Below are 16065 nucleotides of genomic sequence, written 5' to 3' on the forward strand. Positions count from 1 at the left end.
ACCCGTGGCACCACGTCAAATCGACCTCGACCGCCGGCCGCGGCTCACCCGCGTCGACATCGCCACGGCGGCGGTCGAACTGGTGGAGCGCGACGGGCTCGACGCGCTCACGATGCGGCGCCTCGCCGAAGCGCTCGGCTGCGCGCCGATGAGCCTCTACACGCATGTGAGCAGCCGTGACGATCTCGTCGCGGCGATTATCGGACTGCTCATCGCCCAGCTCGAGGTGGACCATCGCGACGGAGAGGACTGGCAGGGGCTGATGCGCCGCGCGTGGACGTCCTACCGCGATCTGGCGGTCCGCCTGCCCCGGTCGTTCGAGCTCCTCGCGTCGGCGCGCAACGACCTGCCGGTCGTCGCGGACCATCTCGCGGCCGTCGTGCGGAGTCTGGAACGGGCGGGCCTCGAGCACGATCACGCCCGGCAGATCCTCGGGATCACGGACGCCTTCGCGTCGGGGTTCCTCCTGGTCTGGGTCCGCAACCGTGATGACGCGGCTCCCGCGGACGAGTTCGAGGTCGGCGCGCCGGGCAGCATCGCCCTGTTCGATCGTGGTCTGGAGGCGATGATCGCCGGGCTGGCGGCATCCCTCTGATCAGCGCTCGATCGCGGTTCAGGTGTTCTCGGCGCGACCGAGGCGCCAGTAGCCCATGAAGGCCACGGCGCGGCGGTCGACGCCTCGCTCCGACACGAGGTGGCGGCGCAGCGCCTTGATCGCGCCCGCCTCGCCGGCGAGCCACGCGTACAGGCGGGCGCTCTTGAGCGCGGCGCCGCCCTTCGCGGTGCGTGGGACCTCCCACAGGATGTCGGTGTCGATGTCGACCTCTTCGACATCGGCGCCGGCGCCCGCGGGTGCGAGCTCGGCGGCCGCGTCGGCCACCGCCGTCATGAGGTGCGCGTGGCGGTCCTCGCCGGTCCGCGTGCCGATGCGGTACGCGAATCCGGGATGCCGCGGCAGGTAGGCCGCATCGTCCGGGTGGGGCAGCTCCACCGCCACTACGCCGCGCGCGTCGCGGGGCAGCTGCTCGAGGATCGCGGCGATAGCGGGCGTCGCGGTCTCGTCGCCGGCGAGCAGGATCGCCTCGACCTGTGCCGGCGGCACGAAGTCGATGCCGAAGCTCACGCCGCGGTGCCGTGTGGTGGGCGCGTAGATCAGCACCTCGTCGCCGACCGCAGCCCGGTCGATCCAGTCCGAGGCGGGGCCGATCACGTCGTGCGACACCATGTCGACGTCCACCTCGCCGACGTGGTTGCGGACGTAGCGCGTGGTGTAGGTGCGGAACGGCAGGCGCTGCTCCGCCGGGAGCTCGCGCCACCGGGTGTACCAGTCGTCGTCCACCGGCATCGCGTCCAGCCCCAGCGTGCGCGTGGGAAAGACGATCTTGATGCGCTGATCGAGCCCGGGGTCGCCGTAGTCGGCGAGATCGTCGCCGCCGAAGGTGAAGCGGCGGAAGCTCGGCGTGACGTCGGTGATCGCCGTGACACGGGCACGGAAGAAGCGGCTGGTCGGACGTTCGTCGGTCATCGGGGGTCTCCTGCGGGGTCGGGGGCGTGCATCGAGGCCGCATCGGCGTCGGCTCGGGAGTGATGGCGACCGCGGGGGAGCACCATCGGGGCGCCCGACACGGGATCGGCGATCACAAGGGAGTCCAGGTCGAACACCTCGCGGACCAGTTCGCTCGTCACGACATCGGCGGGTGAGCCGCTGGCGATGAGCCGGCCATGGCGCAGCGCGAACAGGTGGTCGGCATAGCGGGCCGCGAGGTTGATGTCGTGGAGCACCATGACGATCGTGGTGCCGCGGCTGGCGTTCAGGTCGGCGAGCAGGTCGAGCACGTCGATCTGGTGGGAGACGTCGAGGAACGTCGTCGGCTCGTCCAGCAGCAGCACATCGGTCTGCTGTGCGAGGGCCATCGCGATCCAGACCCGCTGGCGCTGGCCGCCCGACAGCTCGTCGACGGCGCGGTCGGCGAGATCGAGGACTCCGGTCGCGGCCAGCGCCTCGGCCACCGCGCGGTCGTCTGCCGCCGTCCACGAGCGGAACAGCTTCTGGTGAGGATGCCGGCCTCGGCCGACGAGGTCCGCCACGGCGATCCCCTCCGGCGCGATCGGCTGCTGGGGCAGCAGGCCGAGGGTGCGGGCGAGCTCCTTCGTGGGGATCTGGTCGATCCGCTTGCCGTCGAGGACGACGGCGCCCTCCTGTGCGGGCAGCAGTCGAGAGAGCGTCTTCAGCAGGGTCGACTTGCCGCAGGCGTTCGCGCCGACGATGACGCTGATGCGCCCGGCGGGGATCTCCATGTCGATGCCGTCGACGACTCTGCGTCCGCCGTAGCCGGCGACCAGCCCCTGGGTGCGGATGGCGTGGTGTGCGGTCATGACGATCCTCCGCGGCGGCTGGTCCGGATGAGCAGGTAGATGAGGTACGGCGCCCCGAGGATGCCGGTGATCACGCCGACGGGGAACTTCGTGTCGAAGGCGAACTGCCCGAGCAGGTCGGCGGCGAGCACGAGGCATGCTCCGGTGAGCGCCGCAGGCAGGATGACGGAGGTGCCGGGCCCGACGATGCGAGCGGCGATGGGGCCGGCCAGGAACGCCACGAACGCGATCGGTCCGGTCGTGGCGGTCGTGAAGCAGGCGAGGGCGACCGCGGCGATGATGAGCACGATGCGCGTCCGGTCGACCCGGACACCGAGCGCGGTCGCGGACGCGTCGCCGAGCTCCAGGGCCCCGAGGTCGCGGCCCATCAGCAGCACGACGGGCACGAGCACGGCGACGGCGATCGCCAGCGACGGGACGTCCTCCATGCGCGACCCGTTGAGGCTGCCGGTCATCCACCGCGTCGCGACCGCGAGGTCCCAGACCGCGGCGCGCAGCAGCAGGAACGAGACGACCGCGTCGAGCATCGCGCCGACGCCGATGCCGATGAGGATGAGACGGCCCCCGGTGGCATCCCCGCCGCGCGCGGCGAGGTAGATGACGGCCGAGGTGCCCACGCCGGCGATGAGGGCGAGCCCCATCGTGGCCGCGCCGCTCCAGTGCAGCACGACGAGGGACAGCACCGCCGCGGCGCTTGCGCCCGAGGTGATGCCGATCACGTCGGGACTCGCGAGCGGGTTGCGGAGCATCGTCTGGAATGTCGCGCCGGCCACGCCGAACGCGATGCCGGCGAGCAGGCCTGTGAGCGCGCGCGGCAGGCGCAGCGTGCCGACCGTGAACGACGCTCCGGGAACCTGCTGTCCGGCCAGGACGGCGAGCACGTCCGACACCGGATAGACGGTGTTGCCGAGCATGAGCATCGCGCCGAACAGCACAACCAGCAGGAGGGCCATGACCCACAGTGCGATGACCCGGCGACGGCTGCGGCGACGGCGTCCGCTGCGGATCAGGTCGATGTGCGCGTCGGCGACGAACGGGAGGGTGGCGGTCATCACATCGCCTTCATCCGGGTGCGGCGGGCGATCGCGATGAGCACGGGCGCCCCGAGGAAGGCGGTGATGATGCCGGCCTCCACCTCGCCGGGTGAGCCGATCACCCGGCCGATGGTGTCCGCGAGGGTCAGCAGCAGTGCACCGCCGAGGGCCGACAGCGGCAGCATCCAGCGTTGATCGGACCCGACGAGAAGGCGCACCGCGTGAGGCACCATGAGGCCGACGAACCCGATCGGGCCCGCCACGGCCGTCACGGCGGCACAGAGGGTGACGCCGGCGACGGCCGCGACGATGCGGATCCGTCCCACGTGCACCCCGAGGCCGACGGCGACATCGTCGCCGAGGGCGAGGGCGTTCAGCGAAGAGGCGCACAGCAGTGCGATGAGGGTGCCGACCACGATCACGGGGACGATGATGCCCATCGTCTCCCAGTCCGCGCGGCCGACGTTGCCGATCTGCCAGTAGCGGAACTCGTCCATGACGGCCTGGCGGGGGAGGAGGATCGCCGCCACGAGCGAAGAGAGGGCGGCGGTGGTCGCCGCTCCGGCGAGGGCCAGCTTGATGGGCGTGGTGCCGCCGGGGCCGACGGATCCGACGAAGTAGACGAAGAAGGCGGTCACGAAGGCGCCGACGAGGGCCAGCCCGAGGTGACCGAGCGCGCTCGAGGTGCCGAGGAACGCGATGCCGATCACCACGGCGAGCGCGGCGCCGGTGTTGACGCCGAGGATGCCCGGATCGGCCAGGGGGTTGCGGGTGATCGCCTGCATCAGCGCACCCGAGAGCGCGAGTGCGGCGCCGGCGAGGAGCGCAAGGACCGTGCGCGGCACACGGCTCTGCACGGCGATCGCCCCGATGTCGGTCGGCGTCTCGCCGCGCAGCCACAGGGCGATGCCCTCGACGATCTGGTCGACGGACACGGGACGCGAGCCGAACGACAGCGACACGACGACCGCCAGCAGGACGGCGACGATCGCGATGACGAGGACCGCGATGCGGCGTCGTGCGTCCACCGGACGGGTGGACGCACGACGCCGTGCGAGCAGGGTGTCGGTCACTGAACCTTCGCGGCGGCGGCCTTCAGGTCGCCGACGTACTGGTCGAGGACCCACGGGATCGACAGGGCGGTGGGGCTGACGGCGGCACTGTAGGCGTCGCCCTCGCCGACGGCGACGACCGCGCCGTTCTTGACGGCCGGGAGGGTGCTCCACAGCGGGTCGGCCTGCAGGGCGGGCAGCAGAGTCTCGTCGCCGTACGTGACGACGACGTCGACGTCGGCCAGCTGGTCGGCGTTCTCCGCGCTGAAGTCGAGGTAGAACGAGCCCTCTTCGGCGGCGTCGACGGCGACCTGCGGGAGGTCGAAGCCCAGGTCGTTCAGGAACGCGGTGCGCGAGTCGCCGCCGGTGTACAGCGACACCGTGGAGAGGTCGGCGGGCGACATGTAGAAGAAGGCGGCGGTCTTGCCGGCGAAGCCAGCATCGGCGGTCGCGTCGGCGATCTGCTGCTCGAGGTCGGCGACCAGCGCGTCGCCTTCGGTCGCGAGCCCGAGGCCCGCGGCGTTCAGCGTGATCTGATCGCGCCACGGCGTGAACCACGGGATGTCGGGGTACGAGACGACCGGCGCGATCGCGCTGAGGGTGTCGTAGTCCTCCTGGCTGAGGCCGGACTGTGCGGCGAGGATGACGTCGGGGGCGGTGTCGGCGATCGCCTCGAAGTCGACGCCGTCCGTGGTCTCGAACAGGGTCGGCAGCCCGGCGCCGAGTTCGTCGAGCTTGTCGCTCGTCCACTCGTACACACCCGGCTCGGAGGCGCCGCTCCACGCCCAGACCTGCGTGTCCATGCCGACGGGGACGACGCCGAGCGCGAGGGCGACGTCCTGGTTGCCCCAGGCGATCGTGGCGACGCGCTCCGGCTGCGCCTCGATCACCGTCTCGCCGAGCGCGTGCTCGATCGTGACCGGGAAGCCGGCGCCGGAGGAGGCGGAGGCGTCATCGGTGCTGTCGGCGGCTCCGCTCGCGCAACCGGCGAGGGAGAGCGCGGCGACGGCGAGCATCGCGGTGGCGGCGGGACGGGGAAGGCGCACGGAATCCTCCGGGAGGGTGTTAGGTAAGGATGCCCTAATAGAGAGCGAGTAAGGGCAACCTTACCCAGCGTCCTCCCAGATTGCGAATCCGTGACGTCATCCCATGGCACGCACGCGAAAGCCCCGGCCGAGGCGGCCGGGGCTTTCGAGGAGGGGATGCCGCGGGCCGCGGCATCCCGTCAGTCCTTGGTCTTGTCGACCTTGCGCACGAGCGCCCACGCGCCGGGGATGATCGCTGCAGCGAGGCCCGCCTTGATGAGTCCGCCGACGATGAACGGCAGCAGACCCGCCTGCAGGAGTTCGCCGAACGACAGGTCGAGGCCCATCACGACGTTGAGGATGAACGCCATGTAGGGGATGCCGAACAGGAACGGCACGATGCTCGCGAGGGCGAAGCCGACGAACGCGAGTGCCGGACGGCGATCCCACGCGCGTTCGGCGAACCAGCCCGCGACGAACGCCGAGAAGATGAAGCCGATGACGAACCCGAAGCTCGGCTTTCCGACGGCGGCCAGGGTGCCGGTGAATCCGGCGAACACCGGCAGGCCGGCCAGTCCGACGAGCATGTACGTCGTGAGGGCCGCCGCGCCGCGCCATGCGCCGAGCGCAGCGCCGACGACGATGACGCCGAGGGTCTGACCGGTGATGGGAACCGGCCACAGCGGGATCTCGATCTGCGCCAGGAGCGCGACGATGGTGGCTCCGGCGATGACGAGGCCGGCGTCGAGGGCGAACGCGCGAGCGCGCGAGGACGGACGGGCGATGACGTCGGCGAGCACGCGACGGGTGCCGGCGGAGGCGGCCGGGGCAGCGGCGATGGATGACATGGCCTCAGCCTAGGGGGCCGTGGGCAGGGGAACTTGGACGCCGTCCACCAATGATCGGCGGATCCGCTGTCCGCCCTCTACACCTGCGGACCGCGTCTGACGTGCGAGCCGGAGCGCCCACGCCACCAGGGCGACGGTGATCGCGGCCGTGACGACGGTCGTGCCGACGACGAGCAGCAACGCCACGCCCGCGACGCCCGCGACGACCGCGAGACCCGCGCGGCGTGCCGAACCGGTCGCCGGCGGCGGGGTCGCCGCTTCGACGCGGGCCGCGACGAGCGCCACCGCTGCGGTCGCCGTGAGCGCCGCGCCGAGCCACAGGGGCCGCGTGAGCCACCACCACGGTCCGTCGACCCCGGGCAGCGGCAGCCCGGTCGTGAGCGCCCACATCGCCGACAGCCCCGCGAGCCCCAGCAGCACCGGCATGTGCCACAGGTACACGGTCATCGCCCGCGGGGTCACGAAGTCCGTGAACCGCCGTGCGGGTCGCCGCTCGGCGAGCCGTCCGAGCGGACCGCGCAGCAGCGAGAACAGTGCCGTGTGCGCGATGCCGACCAGCAGCAGCGCCGTCGTGGGCGGGTTGATGTTCGCGACGAGATCGGGGGAGTGGATGCCGCTCACGAACGACACCGCGAGCGCGGCGACCGCGCCGGCCGCCGCGAGGACGCGGGTGCGGCGCGGCAGTGCGTCGATGCGTCCGTCGGCGAGGAAGAAGCCCAGCTGCTGCAGCGTGAGCCACACGAACGCGAGGTTGAGGAAGCCGAGCGCGTCGATGCCCGAGACGAGGCGGACGCCGTCGACCGCTGCGGCAACGGCCGCGAGGACGGCGATGGTGGCGAAGGGCGCGCGCTCGTGGAGCCGCAGCAGCCCGGGAACGAGTGCCTGGCACACGAGGAACACTGCGAGGAACCACAGCGGCTGCGCGAACCGGAACCCCGCGAGGGCCACGAGGTCGGCGGGCACACCGGCGGCGGCCAGGAGCGCCAGGAGTGCGCCGACGACGCCGATCGTGACGATCGCCGGGCGCAGCAGCCGGTGCACCCGCCCCGAGACGAAGGCGACGGCATCCGATCCGCGCGCGCGGGCGCGCCGGTATGCGGTCGCCGCGGAGAACCCGCCGATGACGAAGAACAGCGGCATCACCTGGAGCACCCAGCTGAGCGGGACGATCCACCACGTGCCGTCGCTGGCGTTGACGAACGACGGGATGCCGCCTGCCACTCCGACGCCGACCATCATGGCGTGCAGCACCACCACGCCGAGGATGCAGGCGGCGCGGACGAGATCGATCGCCCGGTCACGGCTGTGAGGACGCAGAGCGGATGCCGCGGGCGCGGCGGTGGCGACGGTCATGGTTCCTCCTCGGGGACATCGGTCCCCGAAGGCTAGGAAGGCGGTGCCCGCGAGGGCATCGCACCGTGGTGCCGTCGTCGCCTCACCCCGTGGGGGGATGCCGCCGCGGACGCCGCCCGGGAAGGGCTCAGGAAGCGGGCTCGACCAGACCCGCGTCGTAGGCGAAGATCACGGCCTGCACGCGGTCGCGTGCGCCGAGCTTGGCGAGCACCTTGCCGACATGCGTCTTGACGGTCTGCTCCGAGATGAACAGGTCTGCGGCGATCTCGCCGTTGGAGCGGCCGCGCCCGATGAGCGTCAGCACCTCCCGCTCGCGCTCGGTGAGCTCGTGCAGCACGCCGGCCGTGCGCCCGGCGCGCGGCCGCCGGGCGGCGAAGTGCTCGATCATGCGGCGCGTGACGCTCGGCGCGAGGAGCGCGTCCCCGGCCGCCACCACGCGCACGGCGTGGACGAGATCCTCGGGGAGCGCGTCCTTGAGCAGGAACCCGCTCGCCCCCGCCTCCAACGCGTCGTAGACGTAGTCGTCGATGTCGAACGTGGTGAGCATGAGGATGCGGGGCACGTGCGCCGCCGGGTAGGACGGGCCGAGGATGCGCCGCGTCGCCGCGATGCCGTCGAGCTCCGGCATCCGCACGTCCATGAGCACGACGTCGGGATCCGTGCGCGCCGCAAGCGCGACCGCCTGCGCGCCGTCGGCGGCCTGGCCGACGACGCGGATGTCCTCCTGCGCGTCCAGCAGCGCCGCGAAGCCGGCACGGACCATCGCCTGGTCGTCGGCCACGAGGACGCTGATGGTCACTGGTGCTCTCCCGTGGTCGGCGGATGCGGTGCTTCAGGGACCGCCGGCGGCGGCGGAGGAACCGGCAGCACGGCCCGGACGGTCCAGCCGCCGTCGGGATCCGCTGCGGCGTCCACGCTACCTTCGACGAGCGCCGCGCGCTCCCGCATGCCGACGAGGCCGTGCCCGCGGGCGGCCGAAGCGGCGGCGGGGTCGGCGTCGGTGGAGGGGGCGTTGCGCACGAGGATGCGCACGGCGTCGGCATCCGTGTCCACCGTCAGCGTCACGGGGGCGCCCGGGGCGTGGCGCACGGCGTTGCTCAGGGCTTCCTGCGTGATGCGGAAGGCCGCGATGTCGACGGCGTCGGGCACGGCCCGCGACGTCGCCGGGTAGGTCGCCACGACCTCCGCCCCGGCGCGCCGCACGGTCTCGACGAGCGCAGGGATGTCGCGCAGCCCCTGCTGCGGCGCCAGGTCGGCGGCGTGGTCCTCCGTGCGCAGCACGCCGAGCAGGCGGCGCATCTCGGCGAGTCCCGTGCGCGCCGTCTGCGCGATCTCGTCGAACTCCCGCACGGCGTCATCGGGCAGCCCGGGCACGCGATACCGCGCCGTGGACGCCTGCACCTGGATGAGCGACATCCCGTGCGCGACGACGTCGTGCAGCTCGCGGGCGATGCGCGCGCGCTCCTCGACGACGAGGCGCCGGGACTGCTCCAGCGCCGTCAGCTCGCGCTCCCGGCTGAGCTCGGCGCCGACGCGCAGCCGGCTCGCGACCAGGACGGCCACGAGGAGCCCGGCACCCGACACCGACGTCACGATCACGAGGTTCACGATCGCCGCGACGACCGGCACGACCTCCGACAGCGCGATGACGACGGCGAGCGTCCCGCCGATCGACACGAGCCACGCCACGAGCGCCAGGCGCCAGCTGTGGACGATCGCGAGGACTCCCACCAGCACGACGAGCACCAGCATCGCCGGCACCGACCACGGCCACGGCCAGGGCGTGCCGCCGTTGTCGGCGATCGGCAGCGGCAGCACCACCGCCGCGACCGCGAACATCGCGATCGACCAGCGCGGCCACCGCACGGCGACCAGCGGCGCGGCGCACAGCAGCGCGCCGAACAGGAAGGTGAAGGCCGCCGGCTGACCGTACAGCGAGATCACCACCGGCACGAGCACCGAGAACAGTGCGCCGACGGCGACCGCCAGCACGCCGAAGGCGATGGTCCGCGGAGTCGGGCGCCGCCGGCGCGCCGCCGGCGCGGTCGGCTCGGTCGGCGGGGCGGGAGCGGGAGGAGGGGTGTCGCTCACGATGTCATCCTGTCAGTCGACGCACGTGACCGCGGCGGAGGGCGCGCCTGCGGCCGAGGGGGAGACGGTGGCGCGGCGGGCGCGCCACGCGATCACACGGTCGATGGCGAGGCCGAGCCCGAGCGCCACCACGATGCCGAGGCCGGCGCTCAGGAGCGGCTGATCCTTCAGCCAGGCTCCGGCCAGCAGGCCGATCGCGATGCTGTAGGCGGCCCAGCACACTCCCGCGCACACCGCCAGGCCGGCGAACCGCCGCCAGGGGTACCGCAGGGCTCCGGCCGACAGGTTGACGGCCACGCGGCCCACCGGGATGAACCGCGCGCCCAGGATCAGCCCGGCGCCGCGCCGTTCCAGCGCCGACCCCGCCCACGCGAACGCCCCCGCGACGCGGGGCCGCCGCATCCACGCGAATCTCGTCGTTCCGGTGCGGCGACCCACCGCGAACGCGATGTTGTCGCCCACCGCCGCTCCGGCCGCCGCGACGGCTCCCAGCAACAGCAGATCCGGGCGACCCGTGGATGCCGCCACCGCCGCGGCGGCGACGAGCACGGTCTCGCTCGGCACCGGGGGGAAGAAGCCGTCGATGAGCGCCACGGCGAACATCGTGACGTACAGCCACGGCGATGCCACCGCCTGCAGGATGATGTCGGAGATCAGGTCCACTCCGGCACGGTACGCAGCGGGTGCGGCGTGAGGCATCACTCTCAGGTACCGTCCGCATCCCTCTCGAGTACCGTCCTGCATCCGCCTCCGGAGGCAGCTGCGGACGCCGGGCGGGCATCGCCGCCCCGTATACTGGATGGCTGGCCAGTCGGCCGCGTACTGACACCTTCGACGGAACGGACATCCGCTGTGCTCGCCGTGCACGACCTCGAGATCCGCGTGGGCGCCCGCGTGCTCATGTCGGACGTCTCCTTCCGCGTCTCGGACGGCGACAAGATCGGACTGGTCGGCCGCAACGGCGCCGGCAAGACCACGCTGACCAAGGTGCTCGCGGGCGACCTCATCCCCGCCGATGGAAAGGTCGAGCGCTCCGGCGAACTCGGGTACCTGCCGCAGGACCCGCGCTCGGGCGACCCCGAGATGCTCGCCCGCACGCGCATCCTCGATGCGCGCGGGCTCGGCACGCTCGCGATCGGCATGCACGAGGCATCCCTCGCGATGGCCAGCGACGACGAGACCGTCGCCGCCCGCGCCATGCGCAAGTATGCGAACCTCACCGAGCGCTTCGAGGCGCTCGGCGGCTACGCGGCCGAGGCCGAGGCGGCCTCCATCGCGCACAACCTGTCGCTTCCCGACCGCATCCTCGACCAGCCGCTCAAGACGCTGTCGGGCGGTCAGCGCCGCCGCATCGAGCTCGCCCGCATCCTGTTCTCGGACGCGCAGACGATGATCCTCGACGAGCCGACGAACCACCTCGACGCTGACAGCGTCGTGTGGCTCCGCGAGTTCCTCAAGGGGTACAAGGGCGGCCTCATCGTCATCTCGCACGATGTCGAGCTCGTCGGCGAGACGGTGAACCGCGTGTTCTACCTCGACGCCAATCGCCAGATCATCGACGTCTACAACATGGACTGGAAGAACTACCTGCGTCAGCGGGTGGCCGACGAGGAGCGCCGCAAGAAGGAGCGCGCGAACGTCGAGAAGAAGGCGACCGTCCTGCAGCAGCAGGCCGCGCGGTTCGGCGCCAAGGCGTCCAAGGCCGCCGCCGCGCACCAGATGGTCGCGCGCGCCGAGAAGATGCTCGCGGGCCTGGACGAGGTGCGTCAGGAGGAGCGCGTCGCGAAGCTGCGGTTCCCCAAGCCCGCCCCGTGCGGCAAGACGCCGCTCATGGCCTCGGGGCTGTCGAAGTCGTACGGCTCGCTGGAGATCTTCACCGACGTCGACCTCGCGATCGACCGAGGGTCGAAGGTCGTCGTGCTGGGCCTCAACGGCGCCGGCAAGACGACGCTGCTCCGCATCCTCGCCGGCGTCGATCAGCCCGACACCGGGCAGCTCGAGCCCGGGCACGGGCTCAAGATCGGCTACTACGCGCAGGAGCACGAGAACCTCGACGTCAGCCGCTCGGTGCTCGAGAACATGATGTCGGCCGCGCCTGACATCAACGCCACCGAGGCGCGCAAGGTCCTGGGATCGTTCCTGTTCACCGGTGACGACGTGCTCAAGCCCGCCGGCGTGCTGTCGGGTGGCGAGAAGACGCGCCTGTCGCTCGCGACGCTCGTCGTGTCGTCGGCCAACATGCTGCTGCTCGACGAGCCGACGAACAACCTGGACCCCGCTTCGCGCGACGAGATCCTCGGCGCGCTCGCTCACTACGAGGGCGCCGTCGTGCTCGTCTCGCACGACGAGGGCGCGGTCGAGGCGCTCAACCCCGAGCGTGTGCTCATCCTGCCCGACGGCGTCGAAGACATCTGGGGTCGCGACTACGCCGACCTCATCTCGCTCGCGTAGTCGTCAGCGGCCTGCGGCGTCGATCAGGGCGTCCTCGTCCTCGGCGTCGCGATCGCGACGACGACGGGATGCCGGGACCGCCGCTGGAGCGGCATCCGGGGTCCTTTCGGGGTCGCCGCCTGCAGCAGCCCCGTCCTCGGCGTCCTCGCGGCGGTGCTTGCGCTCCGTGCGGATGACGTAACCGATGAAGATGAATCCCATGATCGCGAACATGATCCACTGGATCGCGTACGACAGGTGGGGGCCCGGGTCGTCCGACGGCGCCTCCAGCGCGTTCGGCACGGCCGCCTGCGCCGGATCCTCGGACACCATCACGCCGTAGGCACTGCGCTCCAGGGAGTCACCCGCGTCCGACGAGATCGAGCCGGCCACGAGATCGAGGTTGATCGTCGGCACCTGGCCGTCGGGCGCTGACCGTCCCGAGGAGGGCAGCGCCTCGCCCGGGCGCAGCCGCACCACGACCGTCGCCTCGCCGGCAGGGGGAGCGGGCACCGCGTCGGGCTCGGGCTGATCGTCGCCCGGTGGCACCCAACCGCGGTCCACCAGCAGTACGCGCCCGTCGTCGAGGCGGAACGGCACGAGCACCTCGAACGCCGACGTGCCGCCGTGCGGCCGGTTGCGGACCAGCAGCTGGTCGTCGGCGAGATACTCGCCCGTCAGGGTGACGGGGTGCCACTCGTCCTGCGGATCGAGCTCACCACCGGCCGGGATCGCCTCGGCGAGCGGCACCGGGTCGGCGTCGTAGTTCTGCGCCACCAGCGCAAGCTGATGCGAACGCTCCTCGTTGCGGCTGAACTGCCAGTGCGACAGGAACGCGCACGCGATCGCGAACACCACGGCCAGAGCGATGTAGATCGCCCAGCGACCCGCACGCGGCAGGTTCTGCATGCTCACACCGCGGCTCATCGGGCGACCTCCGAGTCGGCGAGAGGCGTGACCTCGAGGGGGAACTCGCGCGCGGCCAGGAACTCGCGCAGATAGTCGACGTGCTCGTCGCACGCGACCCACGTCTTGCGGCGGTCAGCCGTGTGGATGCGGGGATTGCGCCAGTCGATCCGCCAGCGGGCGCTCTGCCGGCAGCCGGCGCGCGAGCAGGTCGCGTCGATCCCGTCGTCGCTCATGCGGTGGGACCCTCGTCGTCCTTGCGGTCGGACGCATCGGCGGAGGCGTCGGGCGTGTCGTCGGGTGCCTGCTCGGCGCCGGGCGGCGGAGTGATCGCGTCGCGGCTCTCTTCGATCCGGATCACGCGGGTCTCGGGCACGCTGCTGCTCGCCACGGCGGGCAGCGACGGCTCGGGGTCCTCGCGACGGTTGCTGCGCGCCTCCTGGCCGACGTTCGCCGAGACGACGGCGATGTACGGCAGGAAGATCGCCGCTGCGCCGAAGACCCACGTGTACCAGCCGTACGGCGTGATCACCACCATGAGGATGAAGCACGCGATGCGCACGCCCATCATCACGAGATAACGCGTCGAACGCGCGCCGACATCGTCGCGCGGGGCGCGCGGCAGAGATGTGGCCGAAGGGGCGTGGCTGGAGTTCTTCACGGTGCTTCCAGCGTACGCCGGTTACATGCCTTGAGCGCCCCGGAGCAAGGCTCCGGGGCGCTCAAGAGCGAGGTCAGGAGGAGTAGCTCCCGGTCGAGGAGTACATCGCGAAGCTGAACATGAAGAAGAGGATCATCGCGATGATGCCGAGGATGGTGAGGCCGAGGCCGACCCATCCGATGATCGTGCCGGCCAGCGCCATGCCGCGGCCCTGCTCGCCGCTCGTCTTCAGCTGCTTGAGCGACATGTGGCCGGTGATGACTCCGACGATCGAGCCGATGAACGGCAGGATCACGAAGCTCGAGATCGAGGCGATGAGCGACACGATCGCGAGCGTGTTCGTCTTCGCCGGTGCGCCGTAGCCGTAGCCCGGTGCCGCACCGTACGCGGGTGCGGCGCCGTACGCCGGTGCGCTGCCGTAGGCGGGCGCCGACCCGTAGGGCGCGGGCGTCGCCGGAGCGCCGTAGGCGGGCGGCGGGTAGGCGCCCTGGGCCGGCGGCGGGTACGCGGCCGGCTGGGCGGCCGGCGGTGCCTGCGGGGCGGGCTGCGGTGCCGGTGCGGCCGGCGGATACGCGCCGGGCTGGGCGGCGGGCGGTGCCGGCGGCACGGGAGGGTTCGCGCCCGGTTCGGGGGCGGGAGTGGGGGAGGTGTCGCTCACGGCGATGCCTTTCGTCGGTGTCTGCGTCCAGCGTCCCAGCGGCGCGCAGGGGTGTCAAACACGTCGGGGCCGCGGCGTCGCCCGCCGCTAGGCTGGTGCGGTTCCGTCGTAAACCCCCGGGAGATTCCTATGTCCACCGATCGCGTCGTCCTCGTCACCGGCGGCAACCGCGGCATCGGCCGCGCCATCGCCGAGCGCTTCGTCGCGGCCGGCTACAAGGTCGCCGTGACCGCCCGCTCCGGCGAAGGCCCCGAGGGCACCCTCACGGTGCGTGCGGACGTGACGGACGCCGCTGCCGTCGACGCCGCCTTCACTGAGGTGGAGAACACGCTGGGGCCTGTCGAGATCGTCGTCGCGAACGCCGGCATCACGAAGGACACCCTGCTGCTGCGCATGACGGAGGACGACTTCGACAGCGTCGTGTCCACCAACCTGGGCGGCGCCTTCCGTGTCGTCAAGCGCGCCTCCAAGGGCATGCTGCGTGCCAAATGGGGCCGCGTCATCCTCATCTCCAGCGTCGTCGGCCTGTACGGATCGCCCGGGCAGATCAACTACGCCGCGTCCAAGAGCGCCCTGGTCGGCTTCGCGCGCTCGCTCACCCGCGAACTCGGCGGCCGCGGCATCACGGCGAACGTCGTCGCACCCGGCTTCATCGAGACCGATATGACGGCCGAGCTCGCCGACGACACGCAGGCCGAGTACAAGAAGAGCATCCCGGCCGGACGCTACGGTTCGGCCGATGAGGTCGCCGGCGTCGTGACGTGGATCGCTTCGGACGACGCCGCATACATCTCTGGCGCCGTCATCCCGGTCGACGGCGGCCTCGGCATGGGTCACTGACGCAGACGGTCCGCGACGCACCGGATCCGCGGTGCGTCCGCGGACTGCGGCGTCAGCCGATCGCGTGCAGGATCGCCTCGGCCACGGCGCCGGGGCGTGAGAACTGCGGCCAGTGGCCGGTCGGATCGCCCGGCTCTCCGAGCTCGATGATGTCGAGCCGTTCGAGCGCGACGAGCTCGGCCGCCCATTCGGGCGCGGCAGCGATGATCTCGCGGATCTGCGCTGCGGGCACGGTGCCGGTGATGATCGTGGCGGGCACGGTACGCCGTCGCTCGTTCGTCAACCGGATCGGATCCGTGGGGACCCGCTCGGGCACCGACTTCGCGCGAGCGGCCGCGTCGGCGCGGGTCTGCGGGTCGAGGTCGGCCACGTCCGGCTCATCGAAGAAGTCCCAACCGGGGAACGGGACCACTCCGTCGACGATCGGGAACTCCGAGATCGTTCCGCCGTCGCTCGGGGGCCACGTGTCGAGCAGGATCAGATGCGCGACGCGGTCGGGCCGCGCATCCAGCGCCCCGTAGGCCACGTTGCCGCCGCCGGAGTGGCCGACGAGCACGACCTGGCCGTCGAGCGCGTCGAGCGCGGTGACCGTGGCGTCGACCCAGTCGGCCATGCCGATGCCGGCGGAATCGGGGCCGGACGCACCGACGCCCGGCATCGTGAGCGGATGCGTGCGGTGGCCGGCGGCCTCGAGGGCGGGGGAGACGTCACCCCACGACGACGCGTCGAGCCACAGGCCGGGGACGAGGATGATGTGCATGTCCCGAGGCTATCGACGGGCACCGACATGC

At 71.9% G+C, this 16065-nt stretch carries 18 protein-coding genes; 3 read left to right on the forward strand and 15 right to left on the reverse strand.

The window, feature by feature from the left end; genetic code table 11:
* Positions 1-4 precede the first annotated feature (4 nt).
* On the forward strand, positions 5-595 hold the full coding sequence (locus ACFWJ8_RS19170; protein ID WP_378814549.1) for a TetR/AcrR family transcriptional regulator: 591 nt from the start codon (positions 5-7) through the stop codon (positions 593-595).
* A gap of 18 nt (positions 596-613) precedes the next feature.
* Here the strand turns inward: ACFWJ8_RS19170 and ACFWJ8_RS19175 are convergent, their stop codons facing one another.
* The 10 genes from ACFWJ8_RS19175 to ACFWJ8_RS19220 all read right to left on the reverse strand — a co-directional run bounded on the left by ACFWJ8_RS19175 (position 614) and on the right by ACFWJ8_RS19220 (position 10442).
* Entirely contained in the window at positions 614-1525 is a 912-nt protein-coding gene (locus tag ACFWJ8_RS19175; RefSeq protein WP_378814551.1) for a siderophore-interacting protein, read from the reverse strand.
* Positions 1522-2376 (reverse strand): ABC transporter ATP-binding protein, encoded by an 855-nt coding sequence (locus ACFWJ8_RS19180; RefSeq protein WP_378814553.1) that lies wholly within the window; start codon positions 2374-2376, stop codon positions 1522-1524. Before ACFWJ8_RS19180 ends, ACFWJ8_RS19175 begins: the two co-directional genes overlap by 4 nt.
* A complete protein-coding gene (locus tag ACFWJ8_RS19185) occupies positions 2373-3428 on the reverse strand; it encodes a FecCD family ABC transporter permease (protein WP_378814555.1) in 1056 nt (351 codons plus the stop codon). The genes ACFWJ8_RS19180 and ACFWJ8_RS19185 overlap by 4 nt, the downstream gene beginning before the upstream one ends.
* On the reverse strand, positions 3428-4483 hold the full coding sequence (locus ACFWJ8_RS19190) for a FecCD family ABC transporter permease (protein WP_378814557.1): 1056 nt from the start codon (positions 4481-4483) through the stop codon (positions 3428-3430). The genes ACFWJ8_RS19185 and ACFWJ8_RS19190 overlap by 1 nt, the downstream gene beginning before the upstream one ends.
* Complete coding sequence (locus tag ACFWJ8_RS19195) at positions 4480-5508, reverse strand: iron-siderophore ABC transporter substrate-binding protein (protein ID WP_378814559.1); 1029 nt, start codon at positions 5506-5508, stop codon at positions 4480-4482. Before ACFWJ8_RS19195 ends, ACFWJ8_RS19190 begins: the two co-directional genes overlap by 4 nt.
* A gap of 179 nt (positions 5509-5687) precedes the next feature.
* Entirely contained in the window at positions 5688-6335 is a 648-nt protein-coding gene (locus tag ACFWJ8_RS19200) for a biotin transporter BioY (RefSeq protein WP_378814561.1), read from the reverse strand.
* A gap of 9 nt (positions 6336-6344) precedes the next feature.
* Positions 6345-7688: an acyltransferase gene (locus tag ACFWJ8_RS19205; RefSeq protein ID WP_378814562.1), complete on the reverse strand. Its 1344-nt coding sequence runs from the start codon at positions 7686-7688 to the stop codon at positions 6345-6347.
* Between the two features lie 127 nt (positions 7689-7815).
* Positions 7816-8487, reverse strand: a complete 672-nt coding sequence (locus ACFWJ8_RS19210; protein WP_378814564.1) for a response regulator — start codon at positions 8485-8487, stop codon at positions 7816-7818.
* Positions 8484-9779: a sensor histidine kinase gene (locus ACFWJ8_RS19215; RefSeq protein ID WP_378814566.1), complete on the reverse strand. Its 1296-nt coding sequence runs from the start codon at positions 9777-9779 to the stop codon at positions 8484-8486. The genes ACFWJ8_RS19210 and ACFWJ8_RS19215 overlap by 4 nt, the downstream gene beginning before the upstream one ends.
* A gap of 12 nt (positions 9780-9791) precedes the next feature.
* Positions 9792-10442: a DedA family protein gene (locus ACFWJ8_RS19220; protein ID WP_378814568.1), complete on the reverse strand. Its 651-nt coding sequence runs from the start codon at positions 10440-10442 to the stop codon at positions 9792-9794.
* Positions 10443-10631: 189 nt separating this feature from the next.
* On the opposite strand from ACFWJ8_RS19220, the gene ACFWJ8_RS19225 reads away from it, so the two are divergent.
* Entirely contained in the window at positions 10632-12230 is a 1599-nt protein-coding gene (locus tag ACFWJ8_RS19225) for an ABC-F family ATP-binding cassette domain-containing protein (protein ID WP_378814569.1), read from the forward strand.
* 3 nt (positions 12231-12233) lie between these two features.
* On the opposite strand, the gene ACFWJ8_RS19230 is transcribed toward ACFWJ8_RS19225, so the two are convergent.
* The 4 genes from ACFWJ8_RS19230 to ACFWJ8_RS19245 all read right to left on the reverse strand — a co-directional run bounded on the left by ACFWJ8_RS19230 (position 12234) and on the right by ACFWJ8_RS19245 (position 14434).
* Positions 12234-13118 carry an SURF1 family protein gene (locus tag ACFWJ8_RS19230; protein WP_378814635.1) on the reverse strand — a complete coding sequence of 295 codons (885 nt, stop codon included), beginning with the start codon at positions 13116-13118 and terminating at the stop codon, positions 12234-12236.
* Between the two features lie 14 nt (positions 13119-13132).
* Complete coding sequence (locus ACFWJ8_RS19235) at positions 13133-13351, reverse strand: hypothetical protein (RefSeq protein WP_378814570.1); 219 nt, start codon at positions 13349-13351, stop codon at positions 13133-13135.
* Positions 13348-13776 (reverse strand): DUF3099 domain-containing protein, encoded by a 429-nt coding sequence (locus ACFWJ8_RS19240; RefSeq protein ID WP_378814572.1) that lies wholly within the window; start codon positions 13774-13776, stop codon positions 13348-13350. The genes ACFWJ8_RS19235 and ACFWJ8_RS19240 overlap by 4 nt, the downstream gene beginning before the upstream one ends.
* Positions 13777-13849: 73 nt before the next feature.
* A complete protein-coding gene (locus tag ACFWJ8_RS19245; RefSeq protein ID WP_378814574.1) occupies positions 13850-14434 on the reverse strand; it encodes a DUF4190 domain-containing protein in 585 nt (194 codons plus the stop codon).
* Positions 14435-14563: 129 nt separating this feature from the next.
* On the opposite strand from ACFWJ8_RS19245, the gene fabG reads away from it, so the two are divergent.
* On the forward strand, positions 14564-15274 hold the full coding sequence (fabG, locus tag ACFWJ8_RS19250; protein ID WP_378814576.1) for a 3-oxoacyl-ACP reductase FabG: 711 nt from the start codon (positions 14564-14566) through the stop codon (positions 15272-15274).
* A gap of 52 nt (positions 15275-15326) precedes the next feature.
* On the opposite strand, the gene ACFWJ8_RS19255 is transcribed toward fabG, so the two are convergent.
* Positions 15327-16034 carry an alpha/beta fold hydrolase gene (locus ACFWJ8_RS19255; RefSeq protein ID WP_378814577.1) on the reverse strand — a complete coding sequence of 236 codons (708 nt, stop codon included), beginning with the start codon at positions 16032-16034 and terminating at the stop codon, positions 15327-15329.
* Between the last annotated feature and the right edge of the window lie 31 nt (positions 16035-16065).

The organism is Microbacterium sp. NPDC058389, assembly GCF_042722305.1.
Classification (GTDB): Bacteria; Actinomycetota; Actinomycetes; order Actinomycetales; family Microbacteriaceae; genus Microbacterium.

Coding starts and splice junctions, on each gene's coding strand:
- ACFWJ8_RS19175 (WP_378814551.1), bottom strand. CDS start 1,525: ATGACCGACGAACGTCCGACCAGCCGCTTCTTCCGTGCCCGTGTCACG.
- ACFWJ8_RS19180 (WP_378814553.1), bottom strand. CDS start 2,376: ATGACCGCACACCACGCCATCCGCACCCAGGGGCTGGTCGCCGGCTAC.
- ACFWJ8_RS19185 (WP_378814555.1), bottom strand. CDS start 3,428: ATGACCGCCACCCTCCCGTTCGTCGCCGACGCGCACATCGACCTGATC.
- ACFWJ8_RS19200 (WP_378814561.1), bottom strand. CDS start 6,335: ATGTCATCCATCGCCGCTGCCCCGGCCGCCTCCGCCGGCACCCGTCGC.
- ACFWJ8_RS19205 (WP_378814562.1), bottom strand. CDS start 7,688: ATGACCGTCGCCACCGCCGCGCCCGCGGCATCCGCTCTGCGTCCTCAC.
- ACFWJ8_RS19230 (WP_378814635.1), bottom strand. CDS start 13,118: ATGCAGAACCTGCCGCGTGCGGGTCGCTGGGCGATCTACATCGCTCTG.
- ACFWJ8_RS19235 (WP_378814570.1), bottom strand. CDS start 13,351: ATGAGCGACGACGGGATCGACGCGACCTGCTCGCGCGCCGGCTGCCGG.
- fabG (WP_378814576.1), top strand. CDS start 14,564: ATGTCCACCGATCGCGTCGTCCTCGTCACCGGCGGCAACCGCGGCATC.
- ACFWJ8_RS19255 (WP_378814577.1), bottom strand. CDS start 16,034: ATGCACATCATCCTCGTCCCCGGCCTGTGGCTCGACGCGTCGTCGTGG.